We start from the raw sequence: 17640 nt of genomic DNA, 5'->3' as shown, positions 1-17640 counted from the left end.
GGTCGTCCGACGTGCTGGTGAGCATCACCGACACCGCTGAGGAGATCAAGATGTACGCCGAGGTCAACGGCCTGAAGATGTACTACGAGGTGCACGGTGACGGTCTGCCGCTCGTCGTGCTGCACGGTGGTCTCCACTCGATCGACGTCTCGTTCGGCGCGCTGCTGCCGTGGCTGGCCGAGAACTTCCAGGTCATCGCCGTCGACCTGCAGGGCCACGGCCGGACCGGGGACATCGACCGCCCGCCGCTGCTCGAACACCTCGCCGCCGACGTGGTGGCCCTGCTCGACCTGCTCGGCGTCGAGCGGGCCGACCTCTTCGGCTACAGCCTCGGCGGCCTGGTCGCACTGACCGCGGCGACCCACCACCCGGACCGGGTCCGGCGCATGGTCCTCGCCGCGACGCACTTCCGGCAGGACGGGTACCACGACGAGATCCACGACGGCGACGAGGACTCCGACCGCATGCCGACCCAGGAGGAGTTCGAAAGCTGGCACGCCGCCTACACGCGGGTGGCGCCCGACCCCGGCAACTTCGAGGAGTTCGGGCAGAAGGTGTCCGGCGTCGTGCACTCGTTCCGGGACTGGACGCCAGAGGAGCTGCTGGCGATCACCGCACCCACCCTGCTCGTCGTGGGCGACAACGACTTCGTCCGCATCTCCCATGCCGAACTGATGCGTGACCTGCTGGGTGACGCCAGGCTCGCGGTGCTGCCGGACACCCGGCACACGGAGGTCACGCAGCGGGTGGACCTGGTGGTGCCGATGGTCACGACGTTCCTGCGCCGTCCTTGAGCGGCGAACTGTCGGTGGGTGGGGATAGCGTCTGTGGCGTGCGAGTGGCGACATGGAACGTGAACTCCGTCAAGCAGCGGATGCCGAGGCTGCTGCCGTGGCTGGACCAGCGGCGGCCGGACGTGGTGTGCCTGCAGGAGACCAAGCTGACCGACGAGGCGTTCACCGAGTTGGCCGTACCCGCGCTGGCCGAACGCGGGTACGAGGTCGCGATCGCGGGCGAGCCGGGGTGGAACGGCGTGGCGATCCTGTCGAAGGTCGGCCTCGACGAGGTGACGGTCGGGGTGGCCGGGGCCCCGGGGTTCCCGCACCCCGAGGCGCGGGCGGTCGCGGCGACCTGCGGTGGGGTGCGGGTGCACTCGCTGTACGTGCCGAACGGGCGGGAGCCGGACTCCGACCACTACCGGTACAAGCTGGCGTGGCTGGCCGCGCTGCGCGACGTGGTGTCGGCGGGGCCGGAGGCGGTGCTGCTGTGCGGTGACATGAACATCGCGCCGACGGACGCCGACGTGTTCGACCCGGCCGCGTACGCCGGCCAGACGCACGTCACGCCGCCGGAACGGGCCGCCCTCGCGGCACTGGTGGAACTCGGTCTGCACGACGTGGTGCGGGACCGGTGGCCGGACGAACGGGTCTTCACGTACTGGGACTACCGGGCCGGGATGTTCCACCAGGACCTCGGCATGCGCATCGACCTGGTGCTGGCGTCGGCCCCGGTGGCGAGCCGGGTGCGGGCGGCGTGGGTGGACCGGCACGCCCGCAAGGGCACGGGCCCGAGTGACCACGCGCCGGTGATGGTCGACCTCGACGAGGCGCCGGACGGGGACATCGGCCCGGTGGTGCCGCCGCCCTCGGCCGGGCGGACGAGGAAGGGACCGGTGAAGCTGCCCCAGTCGAAGTGAGGCGCTACTTCCCGAGCGTGTAGTCGAACCAGACGCGGTGCGTGCCGTCCGCGTCGATGGTCAGCCCACCCGACCCGCCGATGCCCGCGAGCCCGCCGGTGCCGCTGCCGGGGACGATCACGAACGCCTCGTCGAGCCGGACGGTGCCACGCGTGGACGCGAGGTGCGCGAAGTTGAAGGTGCCCGCGACCCCGTCGAGCGACCCGTCGAAGGACTCCATGGCCACGTAGGTGCCGACCCCGGTGGCCTGGTCGAACGCGGAGGTGAAGACGGTGGCGGACCGGCCCTCCACCTGGCCCGCGTAGCGCTTGTCCATGGTCGCGACCCCGACGGGCGTGCCGGTGGGCACCTCGAAGGCAGGCTTGACGTCGACGGCGGTGAACTCGTGCGTGGTGAAGGTTCCCTCAGCTCTCACAGGCAAGACAGTAACCGCCTGGTGGGACACCGTGTGCGACCCCACCGCCCGGGGCTTGAATGAGTCCCATGACGACACGACGCACCGCGGTGGCCGGGATGCTGGCCGCCCTGCTCCTCGGCCTGACCACGGCAGGCGCGGCGACCCCGGCCGCATCGGACGACAGGGACGCGGCGATCCCGGCCGCGACGCCCGGCGAGTCGTACAAGCGCACGGAGCTGTACTTCGGTGGCAGCCGCCCGGACGGCACCCCCATCACCCCGGCCGACTTCGAGCTGTTCCTGGACAAGGAGGTCACCCCGGCGTTCCCGGACGGCCTCACGTGGCTCGAGGCCCACGGCCAGTGGCTGGGCGGCAAGGAGGACTCGTACGTCCTGATCATCCTGTACCCGTTCGGCGACCGGCACGCGAACCGCGAACTGGAGGAGATCCGCACCGACTACAAGGAACAGTTCGACCAGCAGTCGGTCCTGCGCGCCGACAGCGTCGAACGCGTGTCCTTCTGAACAGGCCAGAAGACCCACTGTGCACGCTGCCGGTGGGCGGGACCGAGATCGTCGTCAAGGACGAGAGCGTCCTGCCCACCGGCAGCACCGAACACCGAACCGTCGCGGCCATGTTCTGCCACGCGATCGCCGACGGCGACATCACCGAGGACACCCAGGTGATCACCGCGACCGCGGGTTCGGTGGCAGTGGCTGCGGCCCACTTCGCCACCATGCTGAACCTCCGCGCCACCGCGGTGGTCCCGGCCAGGACCCCCGACGCGGTACTGGCCCGGATAGAAGAACACGGTGGCCGCTGGCAACGGGCGAAACAACCCCCGGCGGCACTGCAACACGAGGCCCGGGCACTGGCGGACCGCGGGGGCGCCCACTTCCTGGACCACTTCACCTCGGCCGAACCCGTGGTCACGGCCTGGCCCCCCACCATCGCGGACGAACTGTTCGCGCAGCTACCCAGTCCTCCGCGATGGATGGGTCGTGGGTGCCGGAACCGGCACGACGGCGACCACGCTCGGCCGCCACATCCGCAAGAACGGCCTTCCGACGAAACTGGCGGTGGCGGACCCGGAGAACTCGGCGTACTTCCCGGCGTGGGCGAGCGGCGCCCGCGACTACGGCACCGGCATGCCGTCCCGCATCCCCGGTATCGGCCGCCCGCGCGTGGAACCGGGCTTCCGCCCGGGCGTGGTGGACCTGGTGATCCCGGTCCCGGACGCGGCGTCGATCGCGGCACTGCAGTGGCTGCACGCCCACGACATCAACGCGGGCCCGGCCACCGGCACCGGCCTGTGGGCAATCCACCACCTGACGACGAAGACGAACGAACCAGGCCCGATCGTCACGGTCCTGACCGACAGCGGCGACCCGTACCGCACGACACACCTGAACCAGACCTGGCTGCACCAGAAAGGCCTGGACCCGACCCCGTACGCAGCGAAACTCTGGTGACCACCTGACGTCCGGGTCGCGTTCTGCGAACAGCCTGCTCAGGCAGGTGGGTTCCAGCGCTGGTTGACGTCACCGTGGCAGGTCCAGATGGCCAGCTGGGTACCGTCGGCGGTGTTGCCGGCGGGCACGTCGAGGCACTTGTTCGACGCGACGTTGATGATCCAGCCCTCGGTGGTGGGCACCCACTGCTGTGCACCGGTGCCGTTGCAGTCGTGGATCTGGACCCTCGCACCGTCGCTGGTGTCGCCACCGACGACGTCGAGGCACTTGCCGAGCCCCCGGACGGTGCCGTCCTGGGCGAACACCCACTGCTGGGCGTCCGTCCCGTTGCATTCGTGGAGCTGGACGGGGGTGCCGTTGGCGGCGTTGGCACCGGCGATGTCCACGCACTTGCCCGCCAGCCCGGTGAACGGACCGGCCTCGGGCCGCTGCGTGGCCGTGGTGGTGGTGGTAGTCGTCGTCGTGGATGTGGTGCTGGTCGTCGGAGCCACACTGGCCGAGGTGGTGGCCGCACCGGTCTCCTGCCCACTCGCCCGCAGCGGCCGGTCGGGGGTGAGGACGTTGAACATCACGATGGCGAACACGACGGTGACCACGACCGCCCCACCGGACACGACCGCCCACATGTCCGGTTTCCACCGCTCGTCCTCAGGCTCGGCCCGCCGCCGGGATGTCTTCTTTGGCGGCGGCGCGGCGGGAACGACAACCGGCGCGAGCAGCGTGGTCGGCGCGTCGACCCCCGCAGGCGCGGCGACGTTGTCAAGCAACCGGGCGACCTCGGCGTACTGCTCGGTGATCATCGCCCGCACCAGCGGCGGCCAAGGGTGCGCGTCCAGCGGCACCGGCCCGATCATCGCGCGAAGCTGGTCCAACGTCGGCCGCGCAAGCGGGTCCCCGACAAGGCAGGCACCCAGCAACTGACGGATGCGCGACGGCAACGACCCGGGCAGCTCCGGCTGGGCCCGACTCACCAGCGCCAACGACTCAGTTCGCGTCTCCCCAGCGAACGCACTACGTCCAGTGGCGGCGAGGTGCAACACCGCACCGAGCGAGAACACGTCACTGGCCGGAGTCAACGCCTGCCTGCCGGCCTGCTCGGGCGACATGAACTCGGGGTCCCCGACCACCAGACTGACATCGTGGTCAACAGCACGGGCGACGCCGAAGTCGAGCAGGCGCACACTGTCCTCGGTGAGCCGCACGTGCGCCGGCGTCAGGTCCCGGTGCACCAGCCCGGCCCGGTGGATCTCGGTCAACGCACTGGCCAGCCCCGCCGCCAGCCGCAAGATCGCGTCCTCCCCGAGGAGGACACCGCGCCCGACCATCTCCCCCAGCGACACTCCCGGCAGGAAATCCGCGGCCACCCACGGCGTGGCGTCGGCAGGCCCGGCGTCGACGACCGGAGCGTTGCAGGGACCGACCACCTGACGCAGCCCCGCCACCTCACGGGCAAACCGCTGCGGGAACCCGGGGTCGGCGACTAGCGGCGCACTGACCACCTTGACCGCGACAAGCCGCCCGTCCGGCGTGGTCCCCACCAGCACCGGGCCCATCTCGTCCGCCCCCAGCCCGGCAAGCAACCGGACCGACCCAACGAGTCTCGGGTCTAATTCCCCGAGTGCCCTCACGATCACCCTCCTTCGGTCAGCCGCTCCACGCAGGGAGGGTGCCACATCAGCGATCGCACCCAAGGGGTACGGACGAAGACGAGCAGACGCACAGAGCCACAACGCGCTGCCATCGAGGAAGACCGCAAGCAGCGATCGAAGTGAGGCCGAAGGGAGGTCGAAACCCTCCCTGGCTGGAACTAGATCGGCCACAGAAGGGTCGCATCGCTGGCAAGCCTGGCAGACGGCGAGTGAGGATCAACCATCTGGGCTTGTCACGCTACGTGATCAGGCATGATCTTTCGCGTTCGATAGAGGCGACTCAGCAAAGTCTGACTCGATCTAAGTAAGAAGAGATCTTACTTAGATCGAGTCAGACTTTGACGGCGTTCCGGGGGACGCACCAATGATCTTGCGCTGCTGGACAGGCAGCTTCGCCTGGTCCGCGAGGGGGTCGCGACAACCCCCGGACAGGCCTGTCGATGGAGTCTCTCCAGGAGTACGGTCGCCCCTTTCACTGCCGCGCCGCGCGAATGCTCGTCCGTCCTCTCGACCCCGCCGACGTGCGAGAGATGACTGCCCTCGACCCCGGCCGAGGCCATCGACGCGTTCCTGATCACCGGCGGCTTTCCCGAAATCGTCCAGCGGTGGGCGCCAGGCACCAGCCGCACCGGGCTCCTGCACGACCAGCTCGCCGACCCGCTTTCCCCGCTACTGATGGCCGGCGAACTGTCGCTGCTCGGCGAAGTCCCCGAGCCATCGCACAGCCGCTCAGCACTTGAGGCGATCGGTGCCGGCGAACGCACCTTCGGCACGATCGCCAATCGAATCGGTGTCGGAAATCCGATCCCTTCCGGCACCCTCGCTCCCATCCTGAACACCCTGACCGCGAAGCGCATCGTCGCCACCGACACCCCGCTTGCCACCCGTCCGGACACCAAGAACAAGCGCTACCGGATCGAGGACCCGTACCTGCGGTTCTGGCTCGCCTTTCTGCAGCGCGCCATCGCCGAAGTCGAGCGCGGCCGCGGCGACTTGGTTGCAGCACGACTCGAACGATCCTGGCCATCCTGGCGCGGACGCGCCGTCGAGCCAGTTGTCCGCGCCAGCCTCGAACGGCTCCTGCCCGACGATCGGCTGTCCGGCGCGGAAGTGGTGGGCGGCTGGTGGAATCGGCAGAACAACCCGGAGATCGACCTGATAGGCGCGGACCGCGAGCCCACAGCGACCCGCATCGCCTTCACCGGCTCCATCAAGTGGCTGGAAACCGAACGCTTCGGTCAACGTGAGTTGGAAAGCCTGCTCGCCGGATCCATGTCGGTACCGGGGCGCGACCACACCACTCCGCTACTCGCAGTCTCCCGCAACGGCGTTGAGGAAGGGCTACCGCTGGCCGCATCCTTCGGCCCCGAAGAGATCGTCGCGGCATGGCGGAACTGAACTCCCGAGACCTTCCTGATATTCGTGAGCGCTGTCAACACGCCGACAGTCATGAATGGTCACAGGTGGTGGGGCCGAAGGGAGTCGAACCCTCACTGGCTGGAACCTAAATCGACTACACGCCGCAGCACCTTCGGCGACCTGGGCGAACGCCGCATCCAGAGGACGACTCCGTAGATCCAGAGGCACGGATGGCGGGACGTTCGCACCCAGACTCGCACCCAACCCAGTCCCCTTGACCTGCAAGTCCAGGAACGTTACGGCACACCATATCTTGAGCCCACCTGGGCTACTACCCAGGCGAACCACCACGAGGTGGTCACTCGCTTGTAGTGGACCCACCCGCCTAGCGCTCGTCTAAATGGGTGATTAAGCATTGATCACCTCCAAGACACCCGCAGCGGGGGACGGCACTGCATGCTTGATCAATATAACGCTACTGCCGATCAACCCACCGCGACCTGCATGTATCGAGGCATAAAGATCAACTAACTGATCGTCGAGGGTTGCTACCATCCTCGGGCCGCATGACCAATTTCGACCTGTCATCAAATTGACCAGAATTAGGACTCCACTAATGCCCGAGCAGTGCGCGATACTTTGCCCGTAACGCGCAACGGCACAGGGAGCGACTGTCAGGTACGGAGGCGTGACTGGGGCGCCAACACGGACGGCGACCAGCGAGACGAAGGGCGTAAGCGCTTGTGAGACGACTAAAGGACCTCAGCCGGTACGTCATGACCGGAGCTCTTCCTGTCGTCATCGCGGTCACATCCAGCATCTCCGCAGCTAACGAAGGTCAAGTAAGAGTCTACTGGGCGCTCGGTGCAATTGCCTCCACTAGCGGCCTTTCTCTTCTGAGCATATTCAAGGAGATTCGATCCGAGAAGGCAACTCTACGCGCAGAGAGCGGCCAGGCGAAATTACGTATGCTGCTGGCCAACGCTAGCCAGCCTCTCGTTACAGCACTAGGTCGCGTAGCTTCTGCCAATGACCTGTCGAGAAGGAAGGAAACAGTCCATACTCTTGTTCAAAGCGCCGTCTCAACCGCCAGAGCAGAATGTGGCACCGGTAATCGGGAACAATACCGCAGCTGTTTCTACTCTTTATGCAACAGTCACCTTTCTCGCGTCCATTATGAAGGTCGCGAAGGAACTGATCCGCCGAGGACGAAGTTCGACCTTAATGACAAGAACCTCTCGCGTCGCGCAGACGCACAATTCGCTCGCGACGTCGCCAGAGGCGAGCGTGCTGTACTGATCGAAGACCTCCATGAGGAGGACTTGGACGATGAGATTTCAAAACCAAAGGATCGATTCTACCGGACAATGTTGGTCGTGCCCGTGAATGCCGGAGACCAACATTTCGGGTTTTTGTCAATTGACTCACCGGAGCCCAGAACCCTAAAAGAAATTGACCGCAAGAACACGGTATTGATTGCGGGAGTACTTGCGACAGGTCTAGCTATTCTCCGTCAAGACGGCTACAAGATGGTAGCGGACGGCAGTTTTGAGAAGGTGAGATGACGATGAGCCTGCGTGCTGATAGCAACTCCGCGCCGCTGCGTTCGGAATTTGAGGATGACTTCCTCGCAGGCCGAATAACCGCCGTCCAGTATCTCGAACATGCAAGGGCAGTCGCCGACAGGACTGTCGCCGCAGAGCGCCAGCAGGACACCGCCGAGCAGAAACGTCTCGACTTGCTTAGTCATAGACTTGTACTTCTGGTTCGAGTGATCTTCCTTGTCATTGCACCGCTTGCATATGTCAGCGTGGGCGTAACTCAAATATCAACGGGGGCCAGTATAGATATCGGCGTGTTGAGCATCGTCACCGGAGCAGCGATCAGTGCCGCAACTGCGGCGTGGCGGCGTTATCTACGCGTGCATAAAAGGCGAGGATAATTTTCCCTTCATCTGACGCCTGCGAACGCAGGTAGCATTGCAGTAACACACAACTCAAAACAAGATAGCAATCGCAAAAAATCCAACACTAAGCAACGCCAGCGATAGAGAAACTTGGACCAGTCTGTGCTTTCGCCAGTTTCTTTTGCTCATTTCGATGAGTTGTAGGCACAGCATATCAAGCTGCATGTCTGACTCAAAGGCGCACAGTTCGGCCCGAAAACGTCCCGGTTCCCAATGCCGCAGGTGGCCAAAATATATGAAGTTGCCCCGATGAGCGCGCTCGTGGCTCCGGGAAGACCCTAATTGGGGGTACACGGCTCCAACTGCGACAACGAGAGCGGCGAGCAGTGTCGAGGCCCCAATTATCTCGAGGATCTGACGCCAGCCAACGATTTGCGAGAGCAGTCCGCCTTTAGCATTAGCCGACAGTATGGCAAATAATGCACCGCCTTCCAACGCCAATAGAATCGCGGCTTTGGTATCTACCTTACTTGTCCACGCTTCCTGAGCCCCGTGCACTCGCCAGGCGAAGTCTGTTGTGAGCACCCCAGGCGCCTCGGTCGGCCCTTGTGGCGACGAGTGTCGATCACGAAACCACATTACGCTGTTCCTGAAGGTAGGCGTGAGCAACGTCGCGAACAGCAGGATCGCTAAAAGCTCGCCTTAGGCATTTAATCCATTTTTTATGACAGTTTCCGAGTCGCCGACCGGAACCGCACGGACAGCGATAACCAGGACTGGCTGGATTCTCGGCGGCCTTAAGCAGACTCTCAAATTGATCGGGACTAAGACCTTTCGTGGTCTCTCGAAACCACTGTCGATGGCCGTGATGACCGTGGTCCCACTGCTCACCAGCCCAGTGCGGCACTATTCCATGCTTTCGTCGCGTGTCGTACATTTGCTGTAAAATAATAAACTCCTGCATACGTATGATGTATCTAGCCAGGCCGCCGGGCCGCTGAAAGTCATCGATAGGCGCAGTTTGCGGAAGCCACATACAGAATCGACCCGACGATTCAATATGCCGGTCAGCGTCTCGCGGAAAATTATGATCCAAGTCGTACGTATCGGGTAGAACGAAAGGGTCAAGGCTGGGATAAGCGATATAAAGTTGGTAGGCGTCCACGCGACCGTCCTGGCGTGGCACCTGAACCGATCCAACAATTCGAGCACTAGAGACGCCGCGGTTAATTACTCGAAGACCCGGCTGGATTGTGGCGAGTTCGACACGATCTCGTTGCCACCGCCGGTAGCCGGCATCCGTTAGCCGTTCGACCACGGCTTGGCCGGCTTCCGCGACAGCACTACGGCACCGGCCGCAGCCAGCCCCACGACAGCAGTGGTGGCGGCAAGGGCACCCAGTGCCCGATCCTTCTGCTCGGAGGCCTCCAAGATGGCCAGATCATTGTATGTCAGGTCGGTAGCAACATACGCTTGCACCGAGGATGACCAAGGAAAGGCCTGCTGCAGCCATGCAGGGAGATAGTCCCTCACGGACCGGTCAAGACCGATCTGGCCTCCGTCGAGTCGCTGTTGGATCGTAGCCGCCGCCGCTGTAGAGCCACCAAGGCTGATGACATCAGTGTTGCCGTGCTCCCCGACCCTAGACACCAGTACTTGCCCCCACGACAAGCCGATAGCCAGCCGGTGAGCCGGCAACTCAGGCAACACGTGCGGGATGACTTCATCTGCCACGCTTGTCAACGCTGCGGCCAGACGTACAGCCGAGAGAGCAGCTTTCTCTTCCTCCTGCACGGGCCGGTATGCGAGGGACTGCATCCGGTCGCCCTGGTATTGGATCCGTAGAGCCTCGAAGTCCTGTACGGCAGAGTCACGCATGACACCCCGGATCACGTGAAACAGGCGGATGGCCTCAACGAGATCGTCATCAAGGGACTGTAGACCGTCGATATAGCTGGTGAAGCCATCCACATCAGCGAAGATCGATGCACCCTGCACCCGCTTGGTATTGGAAAGGGTTAGGGTCGCCTTATCGATCTTCTCCTTCACCTTGGTGCTGGTGACAGAGCCGACCGGATAGCGCTCGGCTGCATCCTCAAGGCGCTTCCGGCTATCCGCCCGGGTCCAGGGCCAGCCGTACTCCGCAGACAGACGTTCGACCTCACTCGCTGACAGCGATATCCGGTAAGTGCCGTCGCCCATATCTTCCACTTTATCCTGGAACGTTTGGGGCAGGAGGTCATACACGCGCGTCGTCATACGAACACCGGAAGATTGCAGCAATTTGGCCGCGTGGTTGGCTGCGCCCCCCAAGAACAGGAGTTCCTGGTCACCACCGGCACCGTTACGAGTGGCAATACAGCGACCGTGATCAAGCCCTGCAGCAATCTGCCATGCTTCTGATCCGTCAAGATCAAGAACGTCGTTGAATACAGCGGTCGAGTGGCGGATTGCCAAGCACGTCAGTACGGCCTTTACAGCGATCGTGGACTCGTCCGAGATCGGGCGATAGGACAGAGCGTGAACACGGGGCCCCTGAAAGTGGATCTTCTGCCCATCGAAGTCGTGCGCGATGATCTTGCTTACCTCACGAGCAAAAACGTGCAGCATCCGCAGTAGCTCTTCACCGTCATCCCCATCCTCCTCCTGAGCCCTTAGCTGCCGGTTGAAGTTGACGATGTCCACGTACAAGTGTGTACCCGTGACACGGCGCGGCCGTGTCCTGGAGATATTGTCGAAATCGATCTTTCGAGTAACATCTTCAATCCGAAGATCGGCGGTTTGCATGTAGCGATCTTCGGCACGTTCCTGTGCCAGCTCAAAGGTCCAAGTCACGTTCCGCGCCTACTTACACGGTAGTAGTTACAAATTTGTTATTAGCATACGCAAGGTGGTCCATGAACAGCCACCAACAGTCGTAGACCAATGGCGCATACAGCAGCACCGGTAACCTTCTGTAGTCAGTGCTACGTCAAGTAACGTTCCTGCGATGTGCGTGTCATCAGCTTCGGCGCCGGTCGACGACAAGCGCAACAAACCCATCAAAAGATGGATCACTCGTCCCGTCAGGTACCTTGCTCGGCGAACCGGATTAGGGAACCGATGTCGCGAACCAGGAGCCGCTTACCGCCAGTATCGATGAGGCCGGCTCGGCGGAGGTCCCGTAACGCTCGCTCTGCACTAGCTCGTTTGACACCAACCAGAGTGCCTAGCTCGATCTGGGTCAGGTCTACGCCGATGATCAATCCAGCGCCCGTACTGCCATTCCCGTGGGTCTCCACCAGTTCGCGGAGAACCCTGGCCAGACGTACCGCCGGCGGACAACCGGTGTAGTCGACGCGGCGTCGCGTGGCGGACCGCAGCTTGCCGCTCATGTAGGCGCTCAATGCAAGCATCCCGCTCGGATCATCACGGAGAATCGCGATGAAGTCAACGCGATCGAGTTTGCTTGCAGTTACTGGCGTGCGCCCGCAGGCCCTCACCGTGGCAGATCTCTGTCGCGCATCGACAGCGGCTAGCTCACCCACGAGATCACCGCCGAACCGGACAGCTAGCAGCGCTTCCCCAACCTCGCCTAGCCGCGCAGTGACTTTGACGCATGACGACAGCAGCAGGTAGACGGATGTATCCGTATCACCCTCGGTAATCAGGGTGTTGCCCGCATGAAACTCAACCATACGGCCTGCTGAGATCAGGTTCCCGAGGGTGCCGCTGCCGAGCTGGAACAGGAAGCTGTCTGGCCGCCAGGACTTACGGTGCGTCGCTAGTGCCAGCTCTCTGTTCATAGCTCCTGCCCAGGAGTCGATACCAAGCGGTTGATCGATGGTATCTTCACCCGCCTGCATCTGAACTTGGACATGAAGACTCAGTCTTCGCCCCGCGTGGATTCTAGACATCAACGGAGCACAAGGCTTCTATGATCAAGTTGTGCGATCTTGTTTAGACCGTCGCAGCTGGTAGAAGTAGTGGGGCCGAAGGGAGTCGAACCCTCACTGGCTGGAACCTAAATCCAGTGCCTCTGCCTGTTGGGCTACGGCCCCGGGTGGTGCGGTGACAGCGTAGCCGGGCGTGGGGTGGCCGGACCAACACCATCCGGGCCTGGACTGGCTACGATCTCACCGTCAGTGACCAAATGGGTTCGCACAGGGTTCGCGGTGAACAGCGAGAGCGACGGGGACGCGTGCAAGGTCTACTGCGCGTACGGACTGGTCGCGTGGCACCATTCCTGTACGGCAGGTGAGGAGGCCCGGTATGCGGTTACCGCACCTCTTCGTGCGGCTCGTTGACCGGTTCGAGGAGCGTGGGGTCTACGTGCCCGGCGAGGACAGCAAGGCGATCTCCCCCTGGCGTGACTTCGGGTGGTTGATCACCTTCTTCATAGTGACCATGGCAGTCTTCGTGCTGTTCTTCGCGCTCGCTGCGTGAGTGGCGTCGGTCACTCCTGGTGGCGCTCTGGTCACAGCTCGGCCACGGCTGGACACCAGGTCCGGCAACGGACCCCTGCACCAGCTGTCGCACCGGCATAGTGCATTCAGACGTACCGATCTCCCCCTGGAAGGGGCCCCTTCGTGCCAGTGGTCAGACTTGCGGTCGCGGCATGCGTTCTGCTGGTCCTGACGGCCTGCGGCGCTGGTCACGCGGCCGACGACGACGGCAGCGTGCGCCAGTCGCTGACCACCCCCGACCCCACGGTGGCCGCCGAGCGGTCCGATCTCGCGTCGGGTGGGCTCGTGCGTTCACTCGCTGAGGGGATCACTCTCACGGTGTCGGCGCCGACGTCGTTCACGCCCACCGACACCGCGTACCCGAGGGCGGCGCGGGCGGTGGCGTTCGAGCTGCTCATCGAGAACGGCAGCGACACGGTCTACCGGCCCGCACAGATGTCGTTCGTCGCCACCGCGGACGGGGCCGCCGCCGTCCAGGTCGTCGACTCGACGCAGGGGTACACCGGCGTGGTCGGGGCCATCGACGAGGTGCCGCCGAGTGACACCCTGCGGTTCGCTGTCGCGTTCGGGGTGCCGAGCAAACCATGCGTGGTGCGGGTCGCGGTGCGGCCCGCGTCGTCCGCCGCCAGTGCGATCCCCATCTTCGACGGCACGGTCTGAACAAATTGTCGGTGCCACCGGATAACGTCCCCGCCATGAGCAACCGACTCGCCGAGGGCGACGCCGCCCCCGGCTTCACGCTGCCCGACTCGGAGGGCGCCCAGGTGTCGCTGTCCGACTACCGGGGCAAGCACGTCGTCGTCTACTTCTACCCCAGCGCCGGCACGCCCGGCTGCACCAAGCAGGCGTGCGACTTCCGTGACAACCTGGCCGAGCTGAACGACGCCGGGTTCGCGGTCCTTGGCATCTCGCCCGACAAGCCCGCGAAGCTCGCCAAGTTCGTCGCCGACGAGGGGCTCACGTTCCCGCTGCTGTCGGACGAGAACCGCGAGGTGCTCACCGCGTGGGGCGCGTACGGGGAGAAGCTGAACTACGGGCGCAAGATCATGGGTGTGATCCGCTCCACGTTCGTCGTCGACCCGGACGGCAAGATCGCGAAGGCGATGTACAACGTGCGAGCGACCGGTCACGTGGCGAAGCTGCGGCGGGACTTGAACGTCTGATTCGCCCGCCACACAACTGAAACAGAACCGAGGGCAACCTGACGTGTGCGGCACGCGTACGTCACAGACGTGCGAAAAGTTGCCGCGCGACCGGGTCAACTTCGCCGAACCAGGCGGCGTATTCAAGGCATGCTCAACCATGCTGCCCGCCGCGTCGCGATCCTCGCCGTTCTGGCGGCCACCACTGTGGTGGTCGGCAGCGGCTGCGGCGCGCGTCCGTCCGCCTCCGTCGGCGATCCGGTGATCCTGGCGGCGCCCGCACCAGCGGCGCCCCAGCCATTGCCGCTGCCGAAGACGGGGACGGGGACGGGGACGACACCGACGCAGCCCCCGGCCAATCCGGACGTACCCGCGATCGAGCCTGCGCTGCCGGAGGCAGCGGCCAGGAAGGTGGAGCCGAACACGACGCTGGGGGCGGTGGTGTTCGACCGGGTGAGCAACGGAGCGCGGCTGTCGGTCAACGCGGACCGGCAGTTCCGGTCGGCGTCGCTGGTCAAGCTGATGATCGCGATCGACGCGCTGCACCAGGGGGTCAGCTCGTCGGAGCGGCGACAGCTCGTACGGATGCTGACGGTGAGCGACGACGAGATCGCCAGCTCGTTCTGGGTGAAGCTCGGGCCGGACCTCGTCCCGAGGGTCGTGCGGCTGGTCGGCCTGGCGGACACCGAGGCACCCGAGCTCGCCGGCAAGTGGGGCGAGGTCAAGGTCAGCCCGGACGACGTCGTGCGGATCTACCGGTACGTCATGGAACACATGCCGTCCGAGGACCGCCGCCTTGTGGTGGACGCGCTCGCGCGGGCTCCCGAGTACGCGGCCGACGAGTTCTACCAGCACTTCGGGATCCCCGACGGGCTCGACGCCCAGTGGGCGATCAAGCAGGGCTGGGGGAACAACGAACACGCGATGGTGCTGCACAGCACCGGGCTCGTCGGCGAGGACTGGCGCTACGTCGTGGTCCTGCTGACCGAGCACCCGCTCGGTTCCGGGTGGCGGACGAGCGCGGACTCGGTGACGGCCGCGGCTAACGCGCTGGCCGAGGCGCTGCCCGAGACGTGAGTCAGCGGTCGCCGAGACTGCGCAGGTGGGGCAGCAGCAGCGACAGCGCGCGGCCCCGATGGGAGATCGCGTCCTTCTCCTCGGTCAGCAGCTCCGCCGACGTCCGGGTCTCGCCGTCCGGCACGAAGATCGGGTCGTAGCCGAAACCGTTGGTGCCACGGGGTTTGCGCACCAGTGTGCCCGGCCAGACCCCACGCACGACGATCTCCGTGCCGTCGGTGAGCACGAGCGCGGTCGCGCACACGAACTGGGCGCCGAGGCGCTCGTCCGGCACGTCCGCGACCTGCTCCAGCACCAGTTCGAGGTTCGCCTGGTCGGAGCGGGCGCTGCCGGCCCACCGCGCGGACAGCACGCCGGGCATGCCGTTCAGCGCGTCGACCGAGATACCGGAGTCGTCGGCCACGGTGGGCAGCCCGGTCGCGGCGGCCGCGTCGCGGGCCTTGGCGACGGCGTTGTCCTCGAACGTCGCGCCGGTCTCCGGCGCCTCCTCGAACGGCGGCACCTCGTCGAGGCCCACGACGGTCACGCCCTCGATGCCTGCCCGCTCGATGATGCGGCGCATCTCCTGGAGCTTCTTGGCGTTGCGGGACGCGACGAGCAGCTGGGTACTCATGACCGGACCGCCTTCGGAGTGGGCAGTTCGCCGGGGTACGGCTCGGCCAGCACCGAGGTCTGCAGCGCGTTGATCTCCGCGCAGCCCCCGAGCGCCAGGTCGAGCATGCGGTCGAGCGTGGAGCGGGTGAACGTGGCACCCTCGCCGGTGCCCTGCACCTCGATGATGGTGCCGGCGTCGGTGGCGACGACGTTCATGTCGACCTCCGCGCGCGCGTCCTCCTCGTACGGCAGGTCGAGCCGCACGCGGCCGTCGACAACGCCGACGCTGATCGCCTGCACCGCGCACGACAGCGGCTGCGGGTCGGCGAGCCTGCCCGCGGCGCCCAGCCACGTGACCGCGTCGGCCAGCGCGACGTAGCCGCCGGTGATCGCCGCGGTGCGGGTGCCGCCGTCGGCCTGGATGACGTCGCAGTCGATCACGATCGTGTTCTCGCCGAGGGCGGCCAGGTCGATGCACGCCCGCAGCGAACGGCCGATGAGGCGGCTGATCTCGTGGGTGCGGCCGCCGACGCGGCCCTTGACCGACTCCCGGTCACCTCGGGTGTTGGTCGCGGACGGCAGCATCGCGTACTCCGCGGTCACCCAGCCGAGACCGGAGCCCTTGCGCCAGCGCGGCACGCCCTCGGTCACGCTCGCCGCGCACAGCACTCTGGTCTTGCCGAACTCGACCAGCACCGAACCGGCCGGCCAGATCTGAAAACCACGAGTGAGCTTGATGTCCCTGAGCTGGTCGTCGTTCCTGCCATCGCTACGTGCCACAGGGGAAGCCTATGCACTGTGGCCGACGTTACCCCGTTCGGGCTCATCTTTTCGATTGACCGGACGGCAGGCACGGAGGACCATTCAACGTAGGTTGAAATCGGAGGCGGCCATGCCCGAGGGGGACGAACCGGCCAGGAACAAGCACAGCCACCCGGTACTGACCGGCGCGCTGAAAGCCGCCGCGGTGGTGCTGGTCCTGATGGTCGCCGCGTTCTTCCTGCATGGCAACCTGCCGAGTGCCGCAGCGGTGGGCGAGGCCCTCGCGGGCGCCGACGCGGGCTGGCTCGCCGTCGCGGCGGGTGCGGAGTTCGTCTCCATGGCCATGTTCGCCCACCAGCAACGCCGCCTGCTCACCGCGTTCGGCGTGCGGATGCCACGCCACCGCGCGCTCGCCCTGTCCTACAGCCGCTCCGCCATCGCGATCAGCCTCCCGGCCGGCTCGGCCGTGTCGGCGGCGTACGCGTTCCGCCGGTTCCGCACCGACGGCGCGAGCAAACGCACGGCCGCGACCGTGATGGTGCTGTCGGGCCTGTTGTCCTTCGCCGCTCTGGCACTGCTGTACGCGACGGGCGCGCTCGCCGCCACCGCCGTGCACCTCGGTCTGGCGTGGCGGGAGCACCCCGGCGTCGCACCGGTCGCGGTGGCCTTGTCGACCGTGCTGATCGCGTTCGTCGGGCTGTTGGCGTGGCACTCGAGCGCACAGATCCACCCGCACCGGCCACGCGCACACCGCCCGGTCACGGCACGCTGGCCGCGGCTCGCGCCGCTGCTGCGCCCGGTGACCGACGCGCTCGCCAGCTCACGCGAGGTCGACGGCAGGCACTGGACGCTCGCGCTGGGTGCCGCGGTCGCGAACTGGCTGACCGACCTGCTCTGCCTGTACGCGGTGGCCCGCGCGTTCGGGCTGCCGGTGGGCATGGTGGAGATCGGCGCGGTGTACCTGACCGTGCAGATCGTCCGGCAACTGCCGCTGACCCCGGGCGGGATCGGCGTGATCGAGGTGAGCCTGCTGGCCGGCCTGGTCTCCGCGGGCGCGGGCGAGGCGGCCGCGGCGGCGACCGTACTGGTCTACCGGCTGCTGTCCTGCTGGCTGATCATCCCGGTCGGGCTGCTGTGCTGG

The 17640-nt window shown here is 65.5% G+C and carries 18 protein-coding genes, 1 tRNA gene and 2 pseudogenes; 13 read left to right on the top strand and 8 right to left on the bottom strand.

All coding sequences use genetic code 11. The features are described from left to right. Nucleotides 1-17 precede the first annotated feature (17 nt). Nucleotides 18-794 (top strand): alpha/beta fold hydrolase, encoded by a 777-nt coding sequence (locus tag ACFPCV_RS31315; RefSeq protein ID WP_378060166.1) that lies wholly within the window; start codon nt 18-20, stop codon nt 792-794. A gap of 38 nt (nt 795-832) precedes the next feature. Then, on the top strand, nt 833-1696 hold the full coding sequence (locus tag ACFPCV_RS31310; protein WP_378060165.1) for an exodeoxyribonuclease III: 864 nt from the start codon (nt 833-835) through the stop codon (nt 1694-1696). Between the two features lie 4 nt (nt 1697-1700). Here the strand turns inward: ACFPCV_RS31310 and ACFPCV_RS31305 are convergent, their stop codons facing one another. Continuing rightward, nucleotides 1701-2111: a DUF3224 domain-containing protein gene (locus tag ACFPCV_RS31305; protein ID WP_378060163.1), complete on the bottom strand. Its 411-nt coding sequence runs from the start codon at nt 2109-2111 to the stop codon at nt 1701-1703. Nucleotides 2112-2179: 68 nt separating this feature from the next. On the opposite strand from ACFPCV_RS31305, the gene ACFPCV_RS31300 reads away from it, so the two are divergent. The 3 genes and pseudogenes from ACFPCV_RS31300 to ACFPCV_RS31290 all read left to right on the top strand — a co-directional run bounded on the left by ACFPCV_RS31300 (nt 2180) and on the right by ACFPCV_RS31290 (nt 3565). Beyond that, entirely contained in the window at nt 2180-2617 is a 438-nt protein-coding gene (locus ACFPCV_RS31300; protein ID WP_378060161.1) for a DUF3574 domain-containing protein, read from the top strand. 32 nt (nt 2618-2649) lie between these two features. Then, a pseudogene (locus ACFPCV_RS31295) lies at nt 2650-3075 on the top strand (pyridoxal-phosphate dependent enzyme); the annotation flags it as partial. A gap of 19 nt (nt 3076-3094) precedes the next feature. After that, the gene (locus tag ACFPCV_RS31290; protein ID WP_378060159.1) at nt 3095-3565 is read left to right on the top strand and encodes a pyridoxal-phosphate dependent enzyme; all 471 of its coding nucleotides are present in this window, start codon (nt 3095-3097) and stop codon (nt 3563-3565) included. A gap of 38 nt (nt 3566-3603) precedes the next feature. On the opposite strand, the gene ACFPCV_RS31285 is transcribed toward ACFPCV_RS31290, so the two are convergent. Further along, nucleotides 3604-5193 carry a ricin-type beta-trefoil lectin domain protein gene (locus ACFPCV_RS31285; protein WP_378060157.1) on the bottom strand — a complete coding sequence of 530 codons (1590 nt, stop codon included), beginning with the start codon at nt 5191-5193 and terminating at the stop codon, nt 3604-3606. A 696-nt stretch (nt 5194-5889) separates the two neighbouring features. On the opposite strand from ACFPCV_RS31285, the gene ACFPCV_RS31280 reads away from it, so the two are divergent. From ACFPCV_RS31280 to ACFPCV_RS31270, 3 genes are all read left to right on the top strand, one after another. Next, nucleotides 5890-6612, top strand: a complete 723-nt coding sequence (locus tag ACFPCV_RS31280; RefSeq protein WP_378060155.1) for a DUF234 domain-containing protein — start codon at nt 5890-5892, stop codon at nt 6610-6612. Between the two features lie 737 nt (nt 6613-7349). Further along, nucleotides 7350-8138 (top strand): hypothetical protein, encoded by a 789-nt coding sequence (locus ACFPCV_RS31275; protein WP_378060154.1) that lies wholly within the window; start codon nt 7350-7352, stop codon nt 8136-8138. Beyond that, nucleotides 8135-8515, top strand: a complete 381-nt coding sequence (locus ACFPCV_RS31270; RefSeq protein WP_378060152.1) for a hypothetical protein — start codon at nt 8135-8137, stop codon at nt 8513-8515. The genes ACFPCV_RS31275 and ACFPCV_RS31270 overlap by 4 nt, the downstream gene beginning before the upstream one ends. 54 nt (nt 8516-8569) lie before the next feature. Here the strand turns inward: ACFPCV_RS31270 and ACFPCV_RS31265 are convergent, their stop codons facing one another. The 4 genes from ACFPCV_RS31265 to ACFPCV_RS31250 form a co-directional block, all read right to left on the bottom strand. Next, complete coding sequence (locus tag ACFPCV_RS31265; RefSeq protein ID WP_378060150.1) at nt 8570-9064, bottom strand: Pycsar system effector family protein; 495 nt, start codon at nt 9062-9064, stop codon at nt 8570-8572. 717 nt (nt 9065-9781) lie between these two features. Continuing rightward, nucleotides 9782-11314: a hypothetical protein gene (locus ACFPCV_RS31260; RefSeq protein WP_378060148.1), complete on the bottom strand. Its 1533-nt coding sequence runs from the start codon at nt 11312-11314 to the stop codon at nt 9782-9784. Between the two features lie 230 nt (nt 11315-11544). Next, nucleotides 11545-12324 carry a Crp/Fnr family transcriptional regulator gene (locus tag ACFPCV_RS31255; RefSeq protein WP_378060146.1) on the bottom strand — a complete coding sequence of 260 codons (780 nt, stop codon included), beginning with the start codon at nt 12322-12324 and terminating at the stop codon, nt 11545-11547. Nucleotides 12325-12445: 121 nt separating this feature from the next. After that, a tRNA-Leu gene (locus tag ACFPCV_RS31250) sits at nt 12446-12519 on the bottom strand. Between the two features lie 211 nt (nt 12520-12730). Between ACFPCV_RS31250 and ACFPCV_RS31245 the strand changes: the two genes are divergently transcribed. From ACFPCV_RS31245 to ACFPCV_RS31230, 4 genes are all read left to right on the top strand, one after another. Continuing rightward, entirely contained in the window at nt 12731-12904 is a 174-nt protein-coding gene (locus ACFPCV_RS31245; protein WP_378060144.1) for a hypothetical protein, read from the top strand. Between the two features lie 143 nt (nt 12905-13047). After that, nucleotides 13048-13584 (top strand): hypothetical protein, encoded by a 537-nt coding sequence (locus ACFPCV_RS31240; protein WP_378060142.1) that lies wholly within the window; start codon nt 13048-13050, stop codon nt 13582-13584. A gap of 35 nt (nt 13585-13619) precedes the next feature. Further along, nucleotides 13620-14087 carry a thioredoxin-dependent thiol peroxidase gene (gene bcp / locus ACFPCV_RS31235; RefSeq protein ID WP_378060141.1) on the top strand — a complete coding sequence of 156 codons (468 nt, stop codon included), beginning with the start codon at nt 13620-13622 and terminating at the stop codon, nt 14085-14087. 129 nt (nt 14088-14216) lie between these two features. Next, nucleotides 14217-15143: a hypothetical protein gene (locus ACFPCV_RS31230; protein WP_378060139.1), complete on the top strand. Its 927-nt coding sequence runs from the start codon at nt 14217-14219 to the stop codon at nt 15141-15143. Between the two features lies 1 nt (nt 15144). Here the strand turns inward: ACFPCV_RS31230 and rdgB are convergent, their stop codons facing one another. Both rdgB and rph read right to left on the bottom strand, forming a co-directional pair. Then, nucleotides 15145-15756, bottom strand: a complete 612-nt coding sequence (gene rdgB, locus ACFPCV_RS31225; protein WP_378060137.1) for an RdgB/HAM1 family non-canonical purine NTP pyrophosphatase — start codon at nt 15754-15756, stop codon at nt 15145-15147. Next, nucleotides 15753-16517 (bottom strand): ribonuclease PH, encoded by a 765-nt coding sequence (rph, locus tag ACFPCV_RS31220; RefSeq protein WP_378060135.1) that lies wholly within the window; start codon nt 16515-16517, stop codon nt 15753-15755. Before rph ends, rdgB begins: the two co-directional genes overlap by 4 nt. On the opposite strand from rph, the pseudogene ACFPCV_RS31215 reads away from it, so the two are divergent. Continuing rightward, nucleotides 16474-17634: pseudogene (locus tag ACFPCV_RS31215) on the top strand (lysylphosphatidylglycerol synthase transmembrane domain-containing protein); the annotation flags it as partial. The gene rph and the pseudogene ACFPCV_RS31215 sit on opposite strands and share 44 nt — an antisense overlap. Nucleotides 17635-17640: the final 6 nt, after the last annotated feature.

The sequence above is a fragment of the Actinophytocola glycyrrhizae genome (genome assembly GCF_042653545.1).
In the GTDB taxonomy this organism is placed as follows: Bacteria; Actinomycetota; Actinomycetes; order Mycobacteriales; family Pseudonocardiaceae; genus Actinophytocola; species Actinophytocola glycyrrhizae.
Note: the sequence above shows the minus strand (reverse complement) of the source record. Positions and strands in the feature narration are given on the sequence as shown.